Annotated in this window: 23 protein-coding genes; 3 read left to right on the plus strand and 20 right to left on the minus strand. The window is 48.1% G+C overall.

The annotated features are described in order from the left end of the window. The 5 genes from ACN08Z_RS05640 to ACN08Z_RS05660 form a co-directional block, all read right to left on the minus strand. The coding region (locus tag ACN08Z_RS05640; RefSeq protein ID WP_419103603.1) for a hypothetical protein at positions 1-286 on the minus strand (286 nt) is incomplete at its 3' end. Between the two features lie 181 nt (positions 287-467). Beyond that, a complete protein-coding gene (locus ACN08Z_RS05645; RefSeq protein ID WP_419101461.1) occupies positions 468-764 on the minus strand; it encodes a DUF3039 domain-containing protein in 297 nt (98 codons plus the stop codon). Between the two features lie 64 nt (positions 765-828). Beyond that, entirely contained in the window at positions 829-2,424 is a 1,596-nt protein-coding gene (locus ACN08Z_RS05650; RefSeq protein ID WP_419103604.1) for a hypothetical protein, read from the minus strand. Further along, a complete protein-coding gene (locus ACN08Z_RS05655; protein WP_419103656.1) occupies positions 2,400-3,155 on the minus strand; it encodes an ABC transporter ATP-binding protein in 756 nt (251 codons plus the stop codon). The genes ACN08Z_RS05650 and ACN08Z_RS05655 overlap by 25 nt, the downstream gene beginning before the upstream one ends. Before the next feature lie 293 nt (positions 3,156-3,448). Beyond that, positions 3,449-4,375: a co-chaperone YbbN gene (locus tag ACN08Z_RS05660; RefSeq protein ID WP_419103605.1), complete on the minus strand. Its 927-nt coding sequence runs from the start codon at positions 4,373-4,375 to the stop codon at positions 3,449-3,451. A 161-nt stretch (positions 4,376-4,536) separates the two neighbouring features. On the opposite strand from ACN08Z_RS05660, the gene ACN08Z_RS05665 reads away from it, so the two are divergent. Next, positions 4,537-5,805 carry an AI-2E family transporter gene (locus ACN08Z_RS05665; RefSeq protein WP_419103606.1) on the plus strand — a complete coding sequence of 423 codons (1,269 nt, stop codon included), beginning with the start codon at positions 4,537-4,539 and terminating at the stop codon, positions 5,803-5,805. A 93-nt stretch (positions 5,806-5,898) separates the two neighbouring features. On the opposite strand, the gene ACN08Z_RS05670 is transcribed toward ACN08Z_RS05665, so the two are convergent. Beyond that, on the minus strand, positions 5,899-6,231 hold the full coding sequence (locus ACN08Z_RS05670) for an ATP/GTP-binding protein (protein ID WP_419101466.1): 333 nt from the start codon (positions 6,229-6,231) through the stop codon (positions 5,899-5,901). Between the two features lie 92 nt (positions 6,232-6,323). Between ACN08Z_RS05670 and nucS the strand changes: the two genes are divergently transcribed. Further along, positions 6,324-7,043 (plus strand): endonuclease NucS, encoded by a 720-nt coding sequence (gene nucS / locus ACN08Z_RS05675; protein WP_419103607.1) that lies wholly within the window; start codon positions 6,324-6,326, stop codon positions 7,041-7,043. Between the two features lie 147 nt (positions 7,044-7,190). Here nucS and ACN08Z_RS05680 read toward each other — a convergent pair whose 3' ends face one another. The 13 genes from ACN08Z_RS05680 to ACN08Z_RS05740 all read right to left on the minus strand — a co-directional run bounded on the left by ACN08Z_RS05680 (position 7,191) and on the right by ACN08Z_RS05740 (position 19,910). After that, complete coding sequence (locus tag ACN08Z_RS05680; protein WP_419101468.1) at positions 7,191-7,451, minus strand: F0F1 ATP synthase subunit epsilon; 261 nt, start codon at positions 7,449-7,451, stop codon at positions 7,191-7,193. Then, a complete protein-coding gene (atpD, locus tag ACN08Z_RS05685) occupies positions 7,451-8,914 on the minus strand; it encodes a F0F1 ATP synthase subunit beta (protein ID WP_419101469.1) in 1,464 nt (487 codons plus the stop codon). Before atpD ends, ACN08Z_RS05680 begins: the two co-directional genes overlap by 1 nt. 45 nt (positions 8,915-8,959) lie before the next feature. Further along, complete coding sequence (locus ACN08Z_RS05690) at positions 8,960-9,892, minus strand: F0F1 ATP synthase subunit gamma (RefSeq protein WP_419103608.1); 933 nt, start codon at positions 9,890-9,892, stop codon at positions 8,960-8,962. Between the two features lie 79 nt (positions 9,893-9,971). Further along, positions 9,972-11,597, minus strand: coding sequence for a F0F1 ATP synthase subunit alpha (atpA, locus tag ACN08Z_RS05695; protein ID WP_419103657.1), 1,626 nt, complete (start codon positions 11,595-11,597; stop codon positions 9,972-9,974). Positions 11,598-11,759: 162 nt separating this feature from the next. Then, on the minus strand, positions 11,760-12,575 hold the full coding sequence (locus tag ACN08Z_RS05700; protein ID WP_419103609.1) for a F0F1 ATP synthase subunit delta: 816 nt from the start codon (positions 12,573-12,575) through the stop codon (positions 11,760-11,762). Then, the gene (locus ACN08Z_RS05705; RefSeq protein WP_419103610.1) at positions 12,575-13,129 is read right to left on the minus strand and encodes a F0F1 ATP synthase subunit B; all 555 of its coding nucleotides are present in this window, start codon (positions 13,127-13,129) and stop codon (positions 12,575-12,577) included. Before ACN08Z_RS05705 ends, ACN08Z_RS05700 begins: the two co-directional genes overlap by 1 nt. Before the next feature lie 48 nt (positions 13,130-13,177). Continuing rightward, a complete protein-coding gene (atpE, locus tag ACN08Z_RS05710) occupies positions 13,178-13,387 on the minus strand; it encodes an ATP synthase F0 subunit C (RefSeq protein WP_419101473.1) in 210 nt (69 codons plus the stop codon). 128 nt (positions 13,388-13,515) lie between these two features. After that, entirely contained in the window at positions 13,516-14,307 is a 792-nt protein-coding gene (gene atpB / locus ACN08Z_RS05715) for a F0F1 ATP synthase subunit A (RefSeq protein ID WP_419103611.1), read from the minus strand. 92 nt (positions 14,308-14,399) lie between these two features. Next, complete coding sequence (locus ACN08Z_RS05720; protein WP_419103612.1) at positions 14,400-14,654, minus strand: hypothetical protein; 255 nt, start codon at positions 14,652-14,654, stop codon at positions 14,400-14,402. A gap of 36 nt (positions 14,655-14,690) precedes the next feature. Continuing rightward, on the minus strand, positions 14,691-15,098 hold the full coding sequence (locus tag ACN08Z_RS05725) for a hypothetical protein (protein ID WP_419103613.1): 408 nt from the start codon (positions 15,096-15,098) through the stop codon (positions 14,691-14,693). Next, positions 15,088-16,137 (minus strand): MraY family glycosyltransferase, encoded by a 1,050-nt coding sequence (locus ACN08Z_RS05730; RefSeq protein ID WP_419103614.1) that lies wholly within the window; start codon positions 16,135-16,137, stop codon positions 15,088-15,090. Before ACN08Z_RS05730 ends, ACN08Z_RS05725 begins: the two co-directional genes overlap by 11 nt. A 45-nt stretch (positions 16,138-16,182) precedes the next feature. Continuing rightward, the gene (locus ACN08Z_RS05735) at positions 16,183-18,033 is read right to left on the minus strand and encodes a polysaccharide biosynthesis protein (RefSeq protein ID WP_419103615.1); all 1,851 of its coding nucleotides are present in this window, start codon (positions 18,031-18,033) and stop codon (positions 16,183-16,185) included. Beyond that, positions 18,030-19,910, minus strand: coding sequence for a glycosyltransferase (locus tag ACN08Z_RS05740; protein ID WP_419103616.1), 1,881 nt, complete (start codon positions 19,908-19,910; stop codon positions 18,030-18,032). The genes ACN08Z_RS05735 and ACN08Z_RS05740 overlap by 4 nt, the downstream gene beginning before the upstream one ends. Before the next feature lie 257 nt (positions 19,911-20,167). Here ACN08Z_RS05740 and ACN08Z_RS05745 point away from each other — a divergent pair, with 257 nt between their 5' ends. After that, entirely contained in the window at positions 20,168-21,172 is a 1,005-nt protein-coding gene (locus ACN08Z_RS05745; RefSeq protein WP_419103617.1) for an NAD-dependent epimerase/dehydratase family protein, read from the plus strand. Positions 21,173-21,232: 60 nt separating this feature from the next. Here ACN08Z_RS05745 and ACN08Z_RS05750 read toward each other — a convergent pair whose 3' ends face one another. Next, positions 21,233-22,231, minus strand: a complete 999-nt coding sequence (locus ACN08Z_RS05750; protein ID WP_419103618.1) for an L-threonylcarbamoyladenylate synthase — start codon at positions 22,229-22,231, stop codon at positions 21,233-21,235. Between the last annotated feature and the right edge of the window lie 42 nt (positions 22,232-22,273).

Raw genomic sequence — 22,273 nt, forward strand, 5'->3', positions numbered from 1 at the left:
AAAATCTATAGAATAAAATATATATTGGAAATAAAAATATAAAACTAAATAAAATCATCCAAAGGAGTATAAGTACGTAATTTATTACACTGCCATGCTTATTTAGGAAAACAATAAATGAAAATAATACATGAACTGGCGTAAGCATACCATAAACCACAATAGGCATAAGACCACAAAATAAAAAAAGTTTTTCAAAAATGCGCAGTATATTGTTTTTGAGCCAACAAATATTGTTTTTGACCAAACGAATCTCATTTTTAATCTCATACGGAATATATCCCATATATCACAACACCTTATCAATAGTAAAATAACAAGAACATATAAACTACACATCCTTTGGGAGTGTGTAGTTATTATATACAAAACTAAAATTTTCAGCACCTACACTTCGTCACAAAAACGCACACAAAAAATGACCCTACCCAGCCACATAGCTAGATAGGGTCACCTCACAGCTTCAGCTAATTCTCGCCGTCGCCATCATCCTTACCCGGACGCAAACCATCATAAATTTCCTGACACTGCGGGCACACCGGAAACTTCTCGGGGTCACGCCCCGGAGTCCACACCTTACCGCACAACGCACGCACAGGATTACCCGTCAGAGCAGACTCCATAATCTTCTCTTTACGCACATAATGGCTAAAACGCTCATGGTCACCCGGCTCAACAGTCTCCGTCAGCTCACGCTCCAACAACGCAGTGCCACCACGCGTATCCGGCGCAAAAGGATCTTCAACTCCAGGAATAGAAGACATCTCTCCTCCTCACAAACAGCAATAAATACATCAATAACCACATACTACACAAAAGAAAAGTATGTTACCGCTTCAACTGAGCAAAACACTCAGGAGCATGACGCTCATACCGGCGAGCACTCACACGCATCACACCCCACACGCACAGCACACCATACACCAGCGACACTGCGCTCGTGCACCATGCCCACATTGCTTGCCCCGTCAACAAGTAGACACCGTACAGCACAAAGGTTGGTATCAGCGCCGCAAAAATCAATAACGAGACACCTAAACGTGCCAGAACCAAACCAGCACCGCCCGTATTCTGCGGTGTTTTGAACGGGCCAGAACCAGGTGGCGGAGTCGGCGGCGGCAACGTCACATCAAATAATGAGCTAATAGCAGCAGCCGTACAAAAAGCACCAACCGAACCACCAGCAAGAGCGAAGAACTCCACAAAACTAGCGCCACGATACCACAAGAAAAACGTTAAACAGAAGAGCAGAATCGGCAAGAAGAGAATGCTCAAACCATAGAAACGGCCCCAGCGGTCATCTTTTCCACGCAGTGGAGAAATAAGATGTGTAGCCAACGCAGAATCATCATACGCCACCAAATAATAGAATGTAGAGCCTACCATCAACGCAATAAACAATGGCCCAATATCAGAAAAAGCGCCGCTATCCCTGCCGGCAGAAGCTGAGAACGCTTCACCAAAAGCCATCAGCACATAGAATGCAGGCGGAATCACCATATATGCGCTCATACGAGAATCGGTGAAGAAAGAATGTATGGTGCGAGCAGCAACAGCCCAACGTGTATGGGCTGGAAAATGCGCAAAAATACCGATATTCCCTGCTTCTTTAGTGCGTGTACCGGTTTTCGCTGTTGAAGCACCCAAATATTCCATCTCATGAGTGAGCAACTTATTCCATAGCACCCAACCAGCCGCAACATACACAACAGTTAGAGCACAGCGACCGGCAGCCATCCCCCATGCGCCGTCAAGAACATCACCGGGAACAGCCCATATAACGCCCAGCGGGCTCCACGCCAAAATGTTAAGAATGGTTGGAAGATAATCCCAGATAGATGCCACAGCACCAGCAATCAGCATGAGAAACGGGACTAAACAAATCATTAGAATCACCGTGACTACCGACATCACGTTACGCAGCATACGATTCTGGTAAATGCGCTGTCCCACCATATTAATCAGGCGAGACATCATCATCATTAACAGTAGCCCCACCGGAGCACACAAAACATAGCTAACCAGCACTAACGGCTGATGAATGAAAGCACCAGCAGTCACGAGCGTGGCAAGAGCTGTTAAAAAGCCGGGAACACCTATGAGGTTGCCCCACAGTTGCGCCCATTGAATATCTCGTGCCGACAACGGGTACGGGGCAAGCTTATCGAGGTCAAGCGCATTATCAACCCACGCAAAGAACAAGGGCACCACCAGCCAGATAAGGCTAAACACCACACCAAAGCACAGCGCCCATATCTGCTGTTGGGGTGATTCTGTGCCGGCTGTCAGTGACGCAAAAGCCCATAAGGCAAGAAGACCAGACCCATAAAGTAGCGCAATAATGGTGCCAATGATGGCCCACATATTACGTTTAAAAGAGGCAAGAAAATCTGCCCATTTTAGTTTGAGGAGGACTTTAACCATGAGATTCCCTCCGAAACAACACGTCCACCAACTAGTTCAATGAACCGCTCTTCTAAAGTCTTGCCGGCGCACACATCATCTAACGTGCCAGAGGCAACGATACGTCCCTCGTTCATCACTGCCACGTGGTCGCATAGGCGACCCACCAAATCCATCACATGTGACGAGAGCACAATCGTTCCACCCGATTGAATGTACCCGCGCAAAATATCCTGAATGTTCGACGCCGAAACAGGGTCTACCGCCTCAAACGGCTCATCAAGAATCAGAAGTGAAGGGGCGTGAATCAGCGCGCACCCTAACCCAATTTTCTTTGTCATACCAGCAGAATAATCGCAGACGCGACGCCCACCAGCATCACCCATTTCAAGGACGTTCAACAAGTCGGCACTACGTTCTTTAACCGTCTGACGGTCTAGCCCATGTAACATGCCCGCATAATATAAGAGTTGTTCGCCGGTGAGCTTATCAAAAAGACGCACACTATCAGGAAGAACACCCACCTGCTTTTTAGCGGCAATAGGGTCTTCCCAAATGTTTATTGTGCCAATATGAGCTGTTCCAGCGGTAGGACGCAACAACCCTGTTGCCATGTTCAGTGTGGTCGTTTTACCAGCACCGTTACGTCCCACCAGCCCAAAGAAGGAGCCACGCGGAATGTTCAGATTAATACCGTCTACAGCCACTTTGTCTCGGTATTCTTTGACCAGATGGCGTAAGCTCAACGCCATGGATTGTGACGGAGCAGAATGCTCTGGTGTTGGAATCTGCTCGCTCACTTGGGTAAGGTCGCGTTCTTCGGTGTCTGGTTGAGAAGGTGTATTCCACGGAATCTTATCTGTCACGAAGCGTTCCTCTCGTTGCGAGCGCATACTATTTCGGCACATCATCTAACAGTTAAAATAATAAATGCTGTGGTTCACAGTCTAGGTGTTCTTGTCAACCACAGCAAATATTCATCACTCATACTACGCACCCAACACCGTACCGGTGCAAGCGGTTAGGCGGTGTGTGGCGCTCTCTTTTAGAAGAGGGCGGTCATTAAAGCAGTGCGCGCTTTAACCACGCGAGGATCAGCAGAACCAACCACATCAAAAAGCTCTACCAGACGTTCACGCACCGTGTTCTGAGCCGAAGTGTCCACCTGTTTGAACACGTTAATAAGACGATTAAACGCGTCCTCAACATGCCCACCCGAAATATCAAGGTCAGCAACAGCCAACGCCGCCTCAACGTTCAACGGCTCTTGTGCAGCCTGAGCACGCACCTGCACCGTATCATAGGCAGACACCCGCGATAGCAGATTCACCTGAGACAGCCCCAGCTTAGCGTCCTTATCCCCCGGGTTCTCCGCTAAAGCACGCTGATACGCTTGCTGAGCAGCAGCATAATCACCACGATCAATAGCGTCTAACGCCTCTTGATGTAACGGAGGCAAAGGCTTCTCGGCAACCTCACCCGCAGAAGGAGCGAAACCGCCCGGAAGCTGGTGCTCTGCAGCAATCTGAAGAACCTGATGCAACACATCTGTCGCCTGCGCAGTATCAATCGGAGTATTAAACAAAGGTGCCGGACGCCCCGCAAGGACTGCTACACCTGCCGGAACGCTCTGCACCTGAAACGCCTGAGCAATCTCAGGGTGAGCACCCACATCCACCGACGCCAACAACAAATTACCGCCAGCAGAATTGACGACTTCCTCAACGGCACGCAACGTCTGCTCCGAAGCGGCAGACTGTGCAGACCACAGCACAAAAATAACAGCACCTTGCGAAGACATCTGAACATACTTCTGAAAATCCTCGCCACTGGTGACCTCATACCGGTAACTCACCGCAGTATCACCAGCAGGTGCAGAAGACTCAGCAGAAGCCGGCTGTTGAGCCAACTGAGATAAGTCAGGTGCACGACGTACCGACGACGGAATAAAAGGTTCATGAGAAGAAGCCACAGTTTACCTCCTACAAATAAAAGAATGTTGTGTTATCTAAAATCTACCGTTTTTTCTCGTCATAAAGCAGTGTTTCTAGCCGTCGGCTGAATCCTACTCTCAGGAATAAGGTATAAAGTTGTCTCAGATACACCGTATATCAAGACGAAAATAAAAAAATTATGACCAAAGAATCTGCAGTCGAGAAAACTTTCAAACATCTCAAAGAAAAACTCAACCAATGCAAAAATAAATGCGTAGGCTTACCTAGCCCACAACCTCGCCCACGCTTTGAACCACCAGAAGAACCCGAAACGTTAACAGAAGAAACCAGCATCGACACCATCGAAAACACGGCAGAAGAAACCGACTCTTCACCCAACACCTTCGAAGCGCCCGCTATCGCTATCGCTAACCCTGTTCGTGTCGGCTTCCTCCTAACCGTCGGTGTTGGTGCAGCACTACTAGCACTCTACTTCCTCACCAATATCGGCCCACTCGCCGGCTGGATTGTTGGGGCACTCTTTATCGCCCTCGGACTCGACCCCGCCGTACGCAAGCTAGAAAGTCTCGGCCTTCCACGTGCAGCCGCCGTACCCGCCGTCGTCGTCACTTTCGCCCTCGTCGTTGTCGGACTCATCTCATGGGTGGTCCCAAAAATTGCGCGACAGACCATCCAATTCGTCAATTCTTTCCCCAACGACTTCGCAGACTTCCTCAACTCACCATTTTTCACCTCCATCGATGAAAAATTTGGTATACGTAACTGGGTCACAAACGAAGTATCAAAAACATTCCAAGGACTCACCTCAGACTCCAACGTTGTCAGTTCCTTCTTCAACACCCTCGTCAACGCTGGCTCAACCGTTGCCAACATTCTTACCGGAACAATTATTGTGCTCTTCTTGAGCCTCTACTTCCTCTCATCACTACCCCTGATGAAAGCATGGTTTGTTCGACTCACTCCCGCCTCAAAGCGTGAAACCGTCAGCAAACTCACCGACAAAATCACCGAATCCGTTGGTAACTATGTTCTCGGGCAAGCAGCCGTAGCCTTACTCAACGGCACTTTTGCGCTAACCGTCATGCTCATCGTAGGGGTTCCTTTCCCTGAGCTTTTCTCACTCATCGTCGTCATCCTTGCCTTTATCCCCCTTATTGGTGGAGTCTCCGCAGGAATTATCGTCTCCGTATTCTCACTGACCGCTGGATGGCAAGTCTCTCTGGCATTCGCTATCTGCTACTTTATCTACCTACAAGTTGAAGCGTACTTCATCTCACCGCGCATCATGTCTAAAGCTGTTGCAGTCCCCGGCGGTATCGCCATCATTGCAGTGGCTGCAGGCGGAAGCCTCTGGAGCGTACTCGGTGCACTCATCGGCATCCCTGTTGCGGCGTCTTGTCTCATCCTCGTTCAAGAAATACTCGTACCAAGACAAGACAAAAACTAAAACCGTATAACACCAATACAACGGGGTGTGGGGTATGAAGAACGATTCTTCATACCCCACACCCCGTTCTATTGCAGGATTACACCTAAAATATCAACGGCGACGAGTCTGCCAACACCGCTGATGCCAATGCCGACGCTCAGCAATAGCCTGAGCCTTACCAAAAAGATGATTTTCTTGCCACACCACCAAATGTGCAACACCGGGGCTAATAGTTCGCCCACATTCAGGACAAATATAATTCTTGCGAGCATTCACCGCCGGCATATACTGCACATACCAGTGACCATCTGAAGCGACCTCAACCGTCGGAGACGGATCAAGAATCCTCGAAATATCACGGCCAGAAGAAACAGCGGCACGCTGCCACTTACTAGGAGCACGGCCAGAATTGCCATTACGGCGACGAGAAGAATTGCGGGACATAAATACTACTATCGTACATATCCGGCTCACACTCAAATACACACCCACAGAATCGACACCCAGCGCCCACACAAACTGTTAGAGTTATGTGCGTGCGACTTGTTATAGCAGAATGTTCCGTAGATTATGAGGGCAGATTACGTGCCCACCTCCCCCGTGCCACACGCCTACTCATGCTCAAAAATGACGGCTCGGTACTCATCCACTCCGACGGAGGCTCCTATAAGCCCCTGAACTGGATGAACCCACCGGTCAATATGCACGTCCTAGAGGGAGAAAAACTCACCCGAAGCAGCCAATTCACCGAACTGGCAGACCCCGAAATACAACAATTATGGACGGTACAAGCAGCCAAAAGCGACGACCGTCTTCTCATCAGAATCTACGAGGTCATCGGAGAACTCTCCCACGACCTCGGCATCGACCCCGGACTCGTCAAAGACGGCGTCGAATCCGATCTACAACGCCTCCTTGCCGAACAAATCGAAACCCTCGGTGCTGGATATACTCTCGTCCGCAGAGAATACCCCACCGCTATCGGCCCTGTTGACATCATGGCACGAGACGCCAATGGCGCATCCATTGCAGTAGAGCTCAAACGTGTAGGCGACATCGACGGTGTTGAACAGCTCACCCGATACCTCGAACTACTCAATCGTGACCCGCTACTTGCCCCCGTCAAAGGTGTATTCGCAGCTCAACGCATCAAACCGCAAGCGAGAACCCTCGCAGAAGACCGCGGTATCCGTTGTATCAGCCTCGACTACGACGCCATGCGCGGAGTAGACCAATCAGAAAACCGACTCTTCTAAACCCCAAAATATAACACCATATAAAAATTCATCATGCTCTTAGACTCACAGTGTTAGAGCACCACCATTAAAACAAGAGGTGTTTGTTTCTTAACCCTTCTGAACAGAAGGAGAAGAAACAAACACCTCTTCTCATATGAGGTTTATTTAGACCTTCGCGTGCTTAGCAGCAATAGTGACGCGGTCATTAGAAACCGTCAAAAACCCCTCTTGAAGAGTGGTCGTCATCGGCTCACCAGAAACCGGCTCAATGTACAGCTCACCATCTTCAGCAAGAAGAACACACGTCGGGATATGCCCCGGAAGGATACCCAAATCACCGGTGACAGTGCGAGCACGAACATATTTCGCCTCGCCCTCCCACACACGGTGTTCACGAGATACAACCTCGACTTTTAGTGCCGTCATTACTTGGCTCCAGTCTGTGCCTTGATTTCCTCGTAGCGGCGGAAGACATCGTCCATACCACCAATGTTGTAGAACGCCTGCTCAGGGATGTGGTCTACATCGCCGTTGCAAATCATCTGGAAGGACTCAATGGTGTCCTTCAACGGAACAGTTGAACCCTCAACACCGGTAAACTGCTTCGCAGTGTAAGTGTTCTGAGAGAGGAACTGCTCAATACGACGTGCACGAGAAACAACAACCTTCTGCTCTTCAGAAAGTTCGTCCACACCAAGAATCGCGATGATGTCCTGAAGTTCCTTGTTCTCCTGAAGAATAGCCTTCACACGGATAGCAGTATCGTAGTGTTCGTTACCGATGTACTGCGGATCCAAAATACGTGAGGTTGAGGAAAGCGGGTCAATAGCAGGGTACAGACCACGAGAAGCAATCTCACGAGAAAGCTCAGTTGTTGCATCCAAGTGAGCGAAGGTTGTCGCTGGAGCAGGGTCAGTGTAGTCATCCGCAGGAACATAAATAGCCTGCATAGAGGTAATAGAGTGACCACGAGTTGAGGTAATACGCTCCTGCAACAAGCCCATCTCATCAGCAAGGTTAGGCTGGTAACCCACAGCAGAAGGCATACGACCGAGAAGGGTGGATACCTCAGAACCTGCCTGAGTGAAACGGAAGATGTTGTCGATGAAGAGCAGAACGTCCTGATTCTTCACATCACGGAAGTATTCCGCCATGGTCAAACCAGTCAAAGCCACACGAAGACGAGTTCCCGGAGGCTCATCCATCTGGCCGAACACAAGCGCGGTGTCTTTAAGAACGCCGGCTTCTTCCATTTCAACCCAGAGGTCGTTACCTTCACGAGTACGCTCACCCACACCGGTGAATACAGAAGTACCACCGAAGTTACGAGCCACACGGGTAATCATTTCCTGAATCAAAACGGTCTTACCAACGCCCGCACCACCGAACAGACCAATCTTACCGCCCTTAATATAAGGGGTCAGCAAGTCAATGGACTTAATACCGGTCTCAAGCATTTCGGTAGAACCTTCAAGTTCTGCGAAGCCAGGAGCAGTACGGTGAATAGGCCAGTAAGTGTCAGCCTTAATCTCGGAGTTATCGACGTCAAGAGCGTCACCGAGAACGTTGAAGATGTGTCCTTTCACGCCGTCGCCCACAGGAACAGAAATAGGTGCTCCAGTGTCAACAACAGCCTGTCCACGCACCAAACCGTCGGTCTGCTTCAAAGAAATTGCGCGGATGATAGAGTCGCCCAAGTGCTGAGCGGTCTCGAAAGTAATCGTAGTAGTAGTGCCACCGAGAGTTAAATCAGCGGTGAGCGCATTGTAAATATCCGGTACCTGACCGGCAGGAAACTCAACGTCGACAACAGGGCCGATGACGCGCACGATGCGGCCAGTAGCGCCCTGAGTCGGCGTAGCTGCCGATTCATTTACAGTGGAGGTCATAGTTCTCACTTACCTAATAAGAGAAAGTTATTGGTTGGTCTTCTGTTAAGATGCGGCGAGGGCGTCAGCGCCACCGACAATCTCAGAAATCTCGTTAGTAATCTCAGCCTGACGAGCGTTGTTCATCAAACGAGTGTACTTCTTGACAAGTTCATCTGCGTTATCACCAGCAGACTTCATCGCACGCTGGCGAGAAGCAAGTTCGCTAGCAGCAGCTTGCAATAAGCAGGCGTAGAGACGAGACGCCACATAACGAGGCATCAACGCGTCCAGCACTTCCTGAGGGCTAGGTTCAAACTCGAACATAGCGTCCTGTTCAAATTGCTCTTCATCAAGGCGAACACCTGGAACAATTTCTTCACCCATACGACGTGCTTCTTTAACAGCAATCGGTAGTAGACGAAGAATCTTTGTTTCCTGAGTTACCATCGACAAAAATTCGGTGTACACGATATGCAATTCATCGACACCGCCCTCTTCGAAAGGACGCTCATACGCATCAAGCAAAGCTTCACGCATTTCGATAGCCATTTCGACGTTGGGGTTATCGGTGTTACCCTCCCATGCACGCTCATACGGGCGTTCACGGAATTCAAAATATGATTTTGCTTTACGGCCAACAAGGTAAAGCTGAACCTCGCGACCTTCGCTACGCAACTTCTCAATCAGACCCTCCGCTTTTTTCAAAACGGATGAAGAGTATGATCCAGCTAAGCCACGGTCACTCGTCATCACCAAAATAGCTGAACGACGATGCTTAACAGACGTATCAGTCAACAACGGGTGTTGAATGGGGTGCTGAGTAGCAATAGCAGTAACAGCCTTTGTCAAAGCAGCAGCATAAGGGCTTGCAGCGTCTGCGCTCTTACGTGCCTTATTGATACGAGAGGTCGCGATCATCTCCATCGCCTTGAAGATTTTTTTCATCGACGAGGTCGAATTAATCTTCTGGCGGTAAACCCTAATTTGGGCTCCCATAGAGCTTCCTTTCAGTCCTAGCAGTTGTGCTGTTCTACGCTGTTAGGCTCAGAACAGCACAACCACATCAGGATTATCGCTAACCGATGGTTTCCTGAGATACGTCCGCATCAGATACTGGCTTATGCTCCTCATGACCAGCGTCTACGAGGTGGCTAGTACCTTCAGAGGAAAAGTTACGCTTGACTTCAGCAACCGCGTTCTTCAATGCAGCTACAGTGTCGTCTTCAAGCTTTCCGGACTCGCTAATAGCGGTCAAGACGCCAGTGGAACGACGGAGGTAGTCGATGAACTCTTTCTCAAAACGGAGTACGTCAGAGACCTCAACGTCATCAAGGTATCCGTTCGTACCTGCCCAGATAGAAACAACCTGCTCTTCAACCGCGTACGGGGTGTACTGAGGCTGACGCAAAAGCTCCGTCAAACGAGCACCGCGAGTGAGCTGCTGTTTGGACGCATCGTCCAAGTCAGAAGCGAACATTGCGAAAGCTTCCATTGCGCGGAACTGTGCAAGGTCGAGTTTGAGAGTACCGGAGACTTTCTTCATGGCCTTGGTCTGTGCGGCACCACCCACACGAGAAACCGAGATACCTACGTCAACTGCAGGACGCTGGTTTGCGTTGAAGAGGTCAGACTGCAAGAAGATCTGTCCGTCGGTAATGGAAATAACGTTCGTAGGAATGAACGCGGAGACGTCATTTGCTTTGGTTTCGATGATGGGGAAACCAGTCATCGAACCAGCGCCTAGCTCGTCAGAGAGCTTTGCGCAACGCTCGAGCAAACGAGAGTGCAAGTAGAAGACGTCGCCGGGGTATGCTTCACGTCCTGGTGGGCGGCGTAGAAGCAAGGAAACAGAACGGTATGCTTCTGCCTGCTTTGACAAGTCGTCAAAGATAATCAAAACGTGCTTGCCACCGTACATCCAGTGCTGACCAATAGCAGAACCGGTGTAAGGTGCGAGGTATTTGAAGCCTGCTGCATCAGATGCAGGAGAAGCAACGATGGTGGTGTATTCCAAAGCGCCGCGTGCTTCAAGGGTGCTACGTACTGCAGCGATAGTCGATGCTTTCTGACCGACAGCTACATAGATACAACGAACCTGCTTTTGAGGATCGCCAGATTCCCAGTTAGCTTTCTGGTTCAAAATGGTATCGACGGCGATAGCGGTCTTACCGGTCTGGCGGTCACCAATGATGAGCTGACGCTGTCCGCGACCGATAGGAATCATTGCGTCAATAGCTTTAAGGCCGGTCTGCAATGGTTCGTGCACAGACTTACGCTGGGTAACACCAGGTGCCTGTAGTTCTAGCGCACGGCGACCTTCAGCTTCGATAGGTCCCATGTCGTCGATGGGGTTACCCAGAGGATCAACAACACGACCAAGGTATGCGTCGCCTACGGGTACGGAAAGAACTTCACCGGTGCGGTGTACTTCTTGTCCTTCTTCGATACCGGTGAAATCGCCAAGGATAATAGCACCAATATCGCGGGTGTCTAGGTTCTGCGCCAAGCCAAGAGTGCCGTCTTCAAAACGAAGCAACTCATTAGCCATGACGGAGGGAAGACCCTCAATGCGGGCGATACCGTCAGATGCTGACGATACTCGACCCACCTCTACTCGTTCTACTTTGCCGGGTTCGTAAGACGCTGCAAACTCGTTTAGCGCGTTACGGACGTCGTCGGCGTTGATGGTCAAATCGGCCATCTTTTGTCCCTGCTCTCCTAATGTGTGGTTCTCCCCCACAGGTCGTGGGTGAAAACCGAAACTTGCTTTACGGTTGGTACGTTCTTCTAACCACCGTGGTGAGAAGAACCGCACCTTCCATCTGTATCTGCTAAATCACTATTGCGTATGCAATCCGTGGTCTTAGGCAACGATAGAGCGGTTGAGTTCGTTCAGACGTGACTGGACGGTGCCGTCAATAATGTCGTCTCCAACTTGAACCTTGAGTCCACCTATTACCTGAGGATCAACGGTGATGTCTAGCTTCAGTTCTTGTCCATAGGCTTGTGAAAGCCCACGGCGCAACTTTTCGATGTGTGCGTCGGTTAGAGGTCGGGCTGATACAACACGTGCAACCGAGCGTTTTTGACGTTTGACGATAATTTCAACGAATTTTTCTGCCAAACGTGCAGGTGTCATTCCGCGAGGTGCGACGCTCACACGTTCAATCAACAACTGGCCTTCAGCTGTTGCTGGAGAACCAGCAAGAGTGAGAGCAAGTTTTTTCTTTGCTTCTGGTAGTGCACGGTCGTCGTTAAGAGCGATCTGTGCTGGTGCAGAAGAATTCAAAGTGTTGATGAAAGTGAGTAGTTCATCAAGAACCGTCTCCAAAGCGTTGGCGCCTGCGCGTACCTCTGCAGCTTGAGCTGTTGCATCAACAGCCACATGCTCGAGAGCATCAGCTAAATCACGTTCAGCAGACCAACGTGCAGTTGCAGCCGCTACAAAAACGTTCAGTGCCGGCTCCGAGACCTTACCGCGAAATACTTTCTGAACGATTCCTTCGCGTGCTTGTTCGCTACGAGAAGGGTCGGTCAGTGCTCGTCGCAGACCGCCATCAGCGTCTAGGACGTCAACAACAGCAAACAGCTCTTTAGCAAGATAGTCAGGACTTACTGCACGCTGTGCAGCAAGAACCGCTTCCACCTTCTTCAGTGATTCAGTAGATACTCCTGCCATTACCGAGCTACACCTGCGTTCTGCTGCTCGGTTTCAAGGTCAGCAAGAAAACGATCTACTACACGAGCTGATCGCTCATCATCGTTAAGGGATTCGCCAACAATTTTGCCAGCCAAAGATGTTGCTAAAGTTCCTACCTCTGAGCGAAGAGAAACTAGAGCAGCTACACGTTCAGCTTCGATAGTCTTCTGTGCATTATCGGTAATGCGCTGAGCCTCAACAGTTGCACGTTCTTTGAACTCAGCAAGAATTGCTTCACCCTCAGTACGAGCTTCTTCGCGAATCTTCTGTGCTTCCAAACGAGCGCTTTCAAGCTGTTGGTTGTACTCTTCGCGTGCTGCGGCCGCTTCTGCCTGAGCTTTTTCAGCTTTAGCAAGACCGCCCTCAATAGCCTCTTTACGTTCCTGATAGATCTCTTCGAACATCGGGATAACGTATTTGGTAACGATGAGGAGGAGGATCAGGAACCCGATGAAGACAATGACCATTTCCCAAACATTCGGGAAGAGAGGGCTAACGCTGTGCTCCTCTCCAGCAGCCATCAAATATGACATAGGGAAAATTCCTGTTCTATAGATTAGAGAATAAGGCGTGAGCCTTTATTACATAATGAACGCGAGAATGAGACCCAAAACTGCAAGTGCTTCAACCAAAGCGAAGCCCATGAAGAGCATTGGCTGAAGAGTGCGCTGTGACTCAGGCTGACGAGCAACGCTAGTCATGTAAGCAGCGAAGATTAGACCAACGCCAATACCGCCACCGATAGATGCAAGACCGTAGCCGATAACACTCAGGGAGCCTGCGATTGCCATGTTGTTTCCTTTCAACAGTGCCCGTTATGTGTTTTGTTCAACGAGCAGAGTTTTGATTATGTGGTGATTACCCGCATGTTACGGGATGCTATATCCTTCAAGCTCTAGATGAACTTGAGAAAACTTTTTTAGTGTCCTTCTGAAACTGAACCTTGTAGATAAACAGCTAGAAGCAACGTGAAGATGTACGCCTGAATACACTGAATCATCAGTTCAAGGAAGTAGAAGAATAAACCGAGAGCACCAGAACCTACAGCTGCAAGAGAACCGAATCCCCCCACCTCAACAATGAGGTACTGAGTCAAAGATGCAGCAACCAAAATCGCCATGTGTCCGCCGAACATCGTCGCAAAAAGACGAAGGGCGTGAGTTACAGGGCGAATCAAAAGATTTGAGAGGAACTCAATCGGTACAAGAATGATGTACAAGATAGGAGGAACACCAGAAGGCATGGTGAGATCTTTGAAGAACGTGCCAAAGCCCTTACGTTTGATACCTACGCCAACCCATGTAAACCATGCGAAGCCTGCCATCACATACGCTGCGCCAGCGTGAGACATTGGAGGTAGCTGAATACCAGGAATAGAACCAAAAAGGTTATTAACCAAGATGAAGAAAAAAGCAGTAAAGAGCAATGGCACAAAAGGCTTATATGCGTGAGCGCCAATGAGTTCTTTTGCTAGAGAGTTACGAATAAAAAGGTAACCGCTCTCTGCGATAAATTGCTCACGTCCGGGAACCATCGCACGCTTGCGACCTGCATGCATAAAAAATGCTGCGACGATGACAACGGAAAGTATCACCAGCAGCATCTGCTTGCCGAAACCAAACGAACCAATCGTGAAAATATCGGGAAGATGAGTATCTTCAACCGTGGGAGGAACATATCCCGCGGCGGTAACAAGCCCGTTTACGATCAAGGCAAGTCCTTTCTTGCATCAAAGTATTGGTCAAAATGACCGTGTACATATAAGTATGTTATTGAAAAATTATGTGTGACTCAATGATGTGGTCAGTTACGGTTCGTCATGTGATACCAAACGAGGTAGAACCCTCCGATTGCGCCAACAAGGGCACCAGCAAAAACTAACCATCGAGTTCCTAAAAAGTGATCCAGCACAAAGCCTACCAAACTCCAGATAGCAATGCCCAATATGACATAGAGCAAAGTCATGATTGCCCCAGCAATTCCGCCACCTGCAACAAGCTCTCCCGTAGTACGAAGCTTTTTATCGCCACGCCACCAAGGATTCTGCGCTTTACTCACTTTTTATTTCCTTCACACTTATTCTGACTATCTACCTTAATCATGATTAGCAAAATACAAGATACGCATTGCCATAATGCTCTTCATTGTCATCACTAACCACACCAATGTAGTAATCAAAGCGCCAGATAGCATCCAACCATTCGTCATCGCTTGTGGCAAAGGAACAATCAGTAGCAACATTGCACCAATCATTACTTTAATGACGTAGCACACCACCATTTGGCGTGCCACATTTGTCATCGAAACACGCTCAGCACGATGAGCAACAAGAACATCTATGCTAAACCATATCTGAACGATGAGACTACCTACCAAGAAAGCTAGAAAACCCCAGCGCCCTTGAATAAGTGCTCCCACCATAATACCTGTGATCGTTACTGGAATAACAATTTTACTCACCGAAAAGAAAATGTTTTTCCAGACAGAGCTATTACTGCCCATCAACAGACCCTTGCCCCGGACTCTTTTCAAGGCTATCTTTTTTAAATTTCTTCACCAGCTGAGGAGAATACAAATACATACCAAGCAACACAAAAGTCAGTAAACCGGCCCAAATAGCTTCCTGAGTTTCATACGGCAACGTCACAATAGCAAGAACCGAAATAAAAATAGTCAACAACGAAACCACTAAAGCACTTTGGATATGGGATAAACCAACATCGGTCAAACGCTGATAAGCATGTTGGCGATGCGGACAATACCACTTCTCTTTACGATAGATACGCAGCCAAAGAGTCACACCCGTATCCGCCAAATACACCAAAACAGGAGATAACAAATACTCTAAATACACTCCAGAGAGAAAAGCGCCAACAGCCATTGACGCAATAGAACCACCTAAAAAGTAAGAACCAGAATCCCCCAAGAAAACATTATTAACACTTCTAAGATTCCACGGTAAAAATGCTAAATACGCCAGTGATAAAGCAGAGCCACCAATAAACAACCAATTGAGATCATTCACCCAACCGGCATAAGCATAAAATCCGCCAACAATAAAACCGTGCAACCCAGAAATACCGTTCAAGCCGTCCATAAAGTTTGCAACGTTGATATAAGCGGCAATGGCCAAAACCGCTAGAGGAACCCACACCCACGATGTATGCAAAGAATAGGTCAGCAAAGATGTCACGACCACGCCGATAGCAAGTTGAATACCAAAACGCCAAAGAATAGGAACGCCTCGATAATCTTCGAGCCAACCAAGAATTACTGAGCCAAGCATTCCCACCAAAACAGAAAGCGCAACAGAACGGTCAATAGAAATCATGCCGAAAACAATCGCGAGAATATAAGCGATACAAGTGCCAGCAGCAGCGGCAATACCCATCCCCCTCAACGTCTGACGGTGATGCGAAGAACGTTCAGTTGGAATATCCACCATGTTCCATTTTTTCAGCAAAGGAATAATTGCCCGTGGCAAGAAAAGACTCACCATAAAAGCAACGAAGGCAGGAACCCACATCATAATGTTTTCCACGACAACACCCCATTCTGAAAAGACACGAGAGGATAGCAGGTCATCCTATTTTCGCCCATACCCACGGTGATTAATATAGTTTTGACACCACTGCTCATAGTCTAAATCTGCTGGTGCAAACGGCGGAACATGAGCATGAGAAATATGTTTATTCTTCTCATTCGAAACGTTTTTCTCTTCTTTGCTGAAAAGAACTTCCTCTAACTTTTCGCCATCCCGTAATCCGGTGTATTGAATATCAAGGTCAGGGCACTTATACACCTCAAGTATTTGCCGAGCAATTTTCTCGATAGGAACAGCCTGTCCCATATCCAGAACGAGAACTTCGCCACTATTGCCCAAGGCACCAGCAAGAAGGACCAATGCACAGGCGTCATCAACCAACATGAAAAAACGGGTAGCTTTAGCATCTGTCACCGTTAACGGTTTATTATTGCGAATCTGCTTGATAAATAGCGGTTTAACAGAACCTCTGGAACCAAAAACGTTACCGAAACGAACGGAAACATATTTTTTTCCAGTAGTTTGCCCGTACCAGCTACACAGTCTTTCAGCGGTGCGTTTGGACTGCCCCAAAGCACTCTTCGGGTCAGCAGCTTTATCAGTAGAGATATTCACAAAAACATCAACCTCTACTTTAGATGCAGCTTCAAGAATGTTAAGCGTTCCTTGAACGTTAGTCTTCCAGCCCTCTTTCGGATTCGATTCAAGAGCAGCCACATGCTTCAACGCAGCAACATGAAAAACCACATGTGGACGATGTTCTTCAAAAGCATTGTTCACAGCCTCAACGTCACGAATATCAGCAACCACGATACCGTCATCAGCTAAAGAACCAGAATATTTAATTCCATAAAGGGCGTCTAAAAGCAAGGTCTCATCACGATCGAGCATGATTAATTTTTCTGGCTCATACTCCATAATCTGACGGCACAACTCAGATCCAATAGACCCACCAGCACCAGTCACAAGAACACGCTTACCCTGTAAATATTGAAAAATATCCTGGCGCTCAACGTTGTAATCGACTTTTCCGCGTACAGCCTCAATAATTCTACGATCTATTTCAAGCTCAGGATTTCTCATTAAAGGGTATTCATAATGGAGATTCCCATTCACTCCAGCCGTCACTCCAGCATAATGCAAAAAATCCACACCCAAACTTCGCATCTCCTCCGCAACCGTCTGATACCCCAGCGGCAATTCTTTCTTTGCACAAATAACGGCAGATGCGCCAAGCCTCGTCACCAAATGACGAAGATCTTCACGGGTTCCTCGAATAGGAACACCCTGAATACGCTGATTACGTAACGAAGGATCATCATCAACAAGTGCAACAGGATGATAGAGAGAGCTCGGGTCCGATAACAGGTTCGTCACTAATTGTTGCCCAAGAAAACCTGCACCATACACAATCACAGGAACTGCCTTATCAACAGGAGAAAGATTCTGATATTCCTGAAGCATCCTCTTAAAATAACGGAACACTGACATAATAATCAGAGCAAAAGGCGCAACAATTAATATTGCTGAGCGAGGCACACCAATATGCCACGAAAACTGAATAAGAACAGCCTGAATAACTGCCACAGCAGATAAAACGGTATACCCCAGAAGCTTCGTCTCTGCAAAAGAACCATACGGTAAACGATTACTGTACAAACCAACGGCATACCCAACTCCAAGCTGAATACTTAGAGCTATCGCAGTAACCACAGAAAAACCGAATGGGTTAATCAGCTCAAAACTTCCATACCTCAAGAAGAACCCAATGAATAAAGCGGCAATCCAAGCACCAGCGTCCAAGGCCATACGATAATAAATCCACCGCTGTTTATGGTCGCGCTCAGGGCGTGCAGAAGAATCATGCACCATATCACTGGACATATCCGTCATGAACATTTTTCCTTCCGCAGGTTATTATCAGCCTGCCCGCTACCGATCAACGACCGAAAAGCCTTTTTACGTAATCCAACAGGAACAAAACGATACACTAGACGAACACCTAAATTCGTCACAAAATCAGTCTTGTTAATCATACCGCCGTTATAAAGAGTCTGTTGCACTTTCACATCCTTAGTAAAAGCACCCACACCACCACGACGGGTATACACACCAGCACCAGTACGATATTTCACCAAAGAATCAGCAATATTCTGGAACTCAAAGCCAGCAGCATTCATACGGCTCCACAACCAATAATCCTCAGCTCCAGGGACTTCCTCATAACCCCCAACAGCTTCCACTGCAGACTTGCGAAAAATCACCGTAGGATGAAACATCGGATTTCGATGAGCAAAAGCAGAACGAATCTGCTCAGAACCAAGAACAGCATGCCGTTCAGACTCAATATAAGAAGCATCCAAAGATACTTCAAACATCGACGAACCAAGCACCGCAACATTCTTGCCAACCAACTCAGGAAGCTGACGTTCAAAACGATGCGGTAAAGAAATATCGTCAGCATCAGCACGAGCCACTACATCATAGGAACATTCTTTAAGCCCCTCGTTCAAAGCATTTGCAAGACCCGCATTACGAGGTAACGAAACCACCTTAATCGGGCACACCTCACCTTTTCGAGAACGAGCACACCAACGCTCAATGACCTCATCTAACTCAGGTGTTAGAACACCATCTTTGACCAAAACAAACTCATCAGGAGCTCGATTCTGCTCAACCGTATTCGAGGCAATAGCACGGTCAAGGAAACGTGCATCATCACGAGAATAAGTGCTCATCAACACCGAAAACTTCTGCTCAGGCGAAGAACACGACACACACTGCTGACGAACATCTGAAAAATCATACGCCCCAGCAAGCACGTCCTGATTAGAACGAAAAGGCTTCAAAGAACTTTTAATACCATGATAGAAATAGCCGGCGTACTTTTTTTTCTTTGAAGTACGCAATAAAGTACTACACCACAGTCTTACCGTAGAACCGCTGTACAGCACTTTTTCTAAAGGAGTGAGCGTACGACAACGTGTAAACACCCATATCTTATTACGCACATCATTATAAAAACGTTTCCCGGGGTCAGCATCTGTTGTGCCGAAAGTCTTAGTATGGTGAACCACCACAGAATCAGCCACAGCAATAGCATGCCGATGATGAGCCAAACGCGTAGAATACTCAAAATCATCATTCCAGATGAAAAAATCAGCCCAAGGCAACCCCACACGACGCATCACAGCAGCGTCCATGAGCAACGACACAAAAGACCCAGAACGAATTGGACGCCCACCCACTTTTTGCGCCAACTGATGTTGACGACGAGTAGCCCCAAACATGGTACGCATCGTATTCATCGGATGGTCAAGACCGTTCTTCCACACCACACGAGAAGCAACAAAAGCAGGGCGTTCCGAACGAATCACCGAATAATCACGCCACGCACGATAACTGGCTAAAAGAGTATTTTCTAAAGGCTGAGTATCGTCGTCCATCACCCACACCAAATCTGCCTGATGAGTAAACAACGCACGATCAATACCAACAGCAAAGCCACCAGCGCCACCAGTATTTTTAGATAAATGAATAATATCTAAAGGAATGTCATATTCAAGGTCATCTAAATATGCAGCCGTCCCATCAGCAGAATCATTATTTACCACCACAACACAATCAGGACGGCAAGCACCCTGTCGTATTCCCTCCATGGTCATACGCAGAAGATCCAACCTGTTATAGGTCACAACGACCGCTACAATATGGTCCTGAGAACTCGTCGCTGAGTTAGGTACTCGTTGGGAGCTATGAAGATGCGACATTACCTCTAGACCATAACCTTTCTAAGATTCATACAACTCTAAGCACCTGCTAAGAGCTCAAATCGTCGATGCTCTCTACTTATCAGTATTGAACAACTCTAGCTAGTTTACTGAACATCAGACGGTGACACCCCTTTTATCACCCATAAGATACCTAAAAGGTTGCTGTGTCTGTTAGTGATTTTGCACCACTTATGATTATGTTAGGTATATCAGCCCGTCATTAACCTCATCGACGGGTCTAGAAAGGGGACATTGTGGCTGAGGCAAGCTGGAAAGTTATTGGAGCAAGCGGATTCGTCGGGTCGTCCATTATTGCACGTCTACAAGCAGACGGCATCGACAGCGACCCTATCGAAGCTCCTCGTCTTGCAACATCACAGACAAATCCGCAAGCACTCATCAAAGAAGCCTATAGGCTCGAAGGAATCATCAACTCTCTGGCTGATTCTTTTGCTGGAGCAGACGTCGTCATTAACGCATCAGGATTAGCTGCCCCACACCAACAAGAGTTAGCACCTCTCATCGGAGCCAACGCCCTGCTACCAGCAGTTATCGCTATTGCAGCCCAACGTACCGGCGTCAAAAGAATACTTCACATGTCATCTGCCGCAGTACAAGGTTCCTCCCCTGTACTCAACAACGAAATCAAAACCTCACCTTTCTCAGCATATTCTTTCTCAAAAGCACTCGGAGAAAAAGTACTCCTCATGCTCTTAGAAGAATCACAACAGCACGCTCGCACACCAGAAATATGTATTATCCGTGCAACCAGTGTGCAAGGCTCAGGACGTAAAACCACAGAATCCTTTGCAAAAATTGCGTCTTCATTCCTCGGCTCCGTTGCCGGAACAGGTCAGCAATCCTCACCTGTTTCATCATCCTACGCATTAGCAGAATTCGTGTCCATGGTCGGTCAATTCCCTCAACGACTACCAGCAATCGTTGTTCAGCCGTGGGAAGGAAGCACCTGCTCCTCCGTTCTCATTGATGCTGGTCGACGACGCCCATTCACCCTGCCTCATCAACTATGCCAAGGCATCATTAGAAGCGGCTACGCTTTCTCACGCCTTTTAGACGACCGTTTTCAAGGCACTGTACGCCGTGTAGAAGTCATGTGGTTCGGACAAAGAATAGATGACTCGTGGGCACGTCATCATGGGCTCATTCCAGAACCAAGAATCCAAGAAGTTCTCAGAAGCGCTCATCTTGCCCTCGGACGTAAAAAGGACCGAAAATACCGTTCCTCTTCAACATCATAAAAATATGGGGTGCTCCTCACCAACGTGAGAAGCACCCCATATTTTTATGAGGAGAACACATTAATTCGCTGAACTCTCATCTTCAGCACCGTCAAACACCAACGAATGAGCCTGAGCAGTACTCAACGGCTTCGTCACAGTTGTATCTAACGGCTGACGGACAGAACGCACCGGCTGAGCCAAAGAACGACGCTGATCAATACCAGATACCGGTGAAGACTCCGAAACAAGACGTTCATGTAAACTACCCGAAGCCGGCACCGGTGCTTGACGATAACTAGGAGTATCCGACGACTCATCAGGCTCTAAAAAGTCATCATCAAGTTCAGAGAATTCATCATGATTCTCTTGAGGATCTTTCAACTGGCTACGAGACTCTAACTCAGCTTTCGTGACAATCTCCGGAACAACTTCACGTAAAGCATCAAGAGAAATAGCACCCTCACGAACAACGACAGCCTGCTCCCCCGTGCAATCCACAATAGTAGAAGCCACCGGAACAGTATGCTCAGCACCCTCACCGTCAAGAGCACGAGAACCAGCATCAAGAATTAGCTCAACATCATCACCTAACTGGTCTAAAGCTTCTTGCGCGTCCACCGCGGCAGGACGACCTGTCTTATTCGCAGAAGACACCGCTAACGGGCCCGTTAAACGAAGCACATCAATAGCAACCTCATCGTCAGGAACACGAAGAGCGACAGTTCCTTGAGTATCCCCCAAATCCCAGTTCAAAGACGGCTGAGAGTAACAAATAATGGTGAGTGCACCGGGCCAAAACGCTTCTGCCAAAGCAGAAGCATCAGCAGAGACCTCATCAGCAAGACCGGGTAAAACAGAAGAACTATAAATCAACACCGGCGGAGGCATACGCCGTGAACGCCCCTTAGCAGAGAGTAACTTAGTAACCGCTTCAGGAGAAAACGCATCAGCGCCGATACCATACACGGTATCGGTAGGAAGAACAATCGTTTTCTTCTCTTTAATAGCTTTCTGAGCAGCAGCAAGCGCCTCAGTACGGTTCTGTTCAGTATCGGTTGAATACAGGGTAGCTTTCACGTGGTTTATTCTCTCATGTTCTCAAAGAACTCTACGGATATT

Origin of the sequence: Rothia sp. P7181, assembly GCF_048513015.1 — a bacterium.
Classification (GTDB): Bacteria; Actinomycetota; Actinomycetes; order Actinomycetales; family Micrococcaceae; genus Rothia.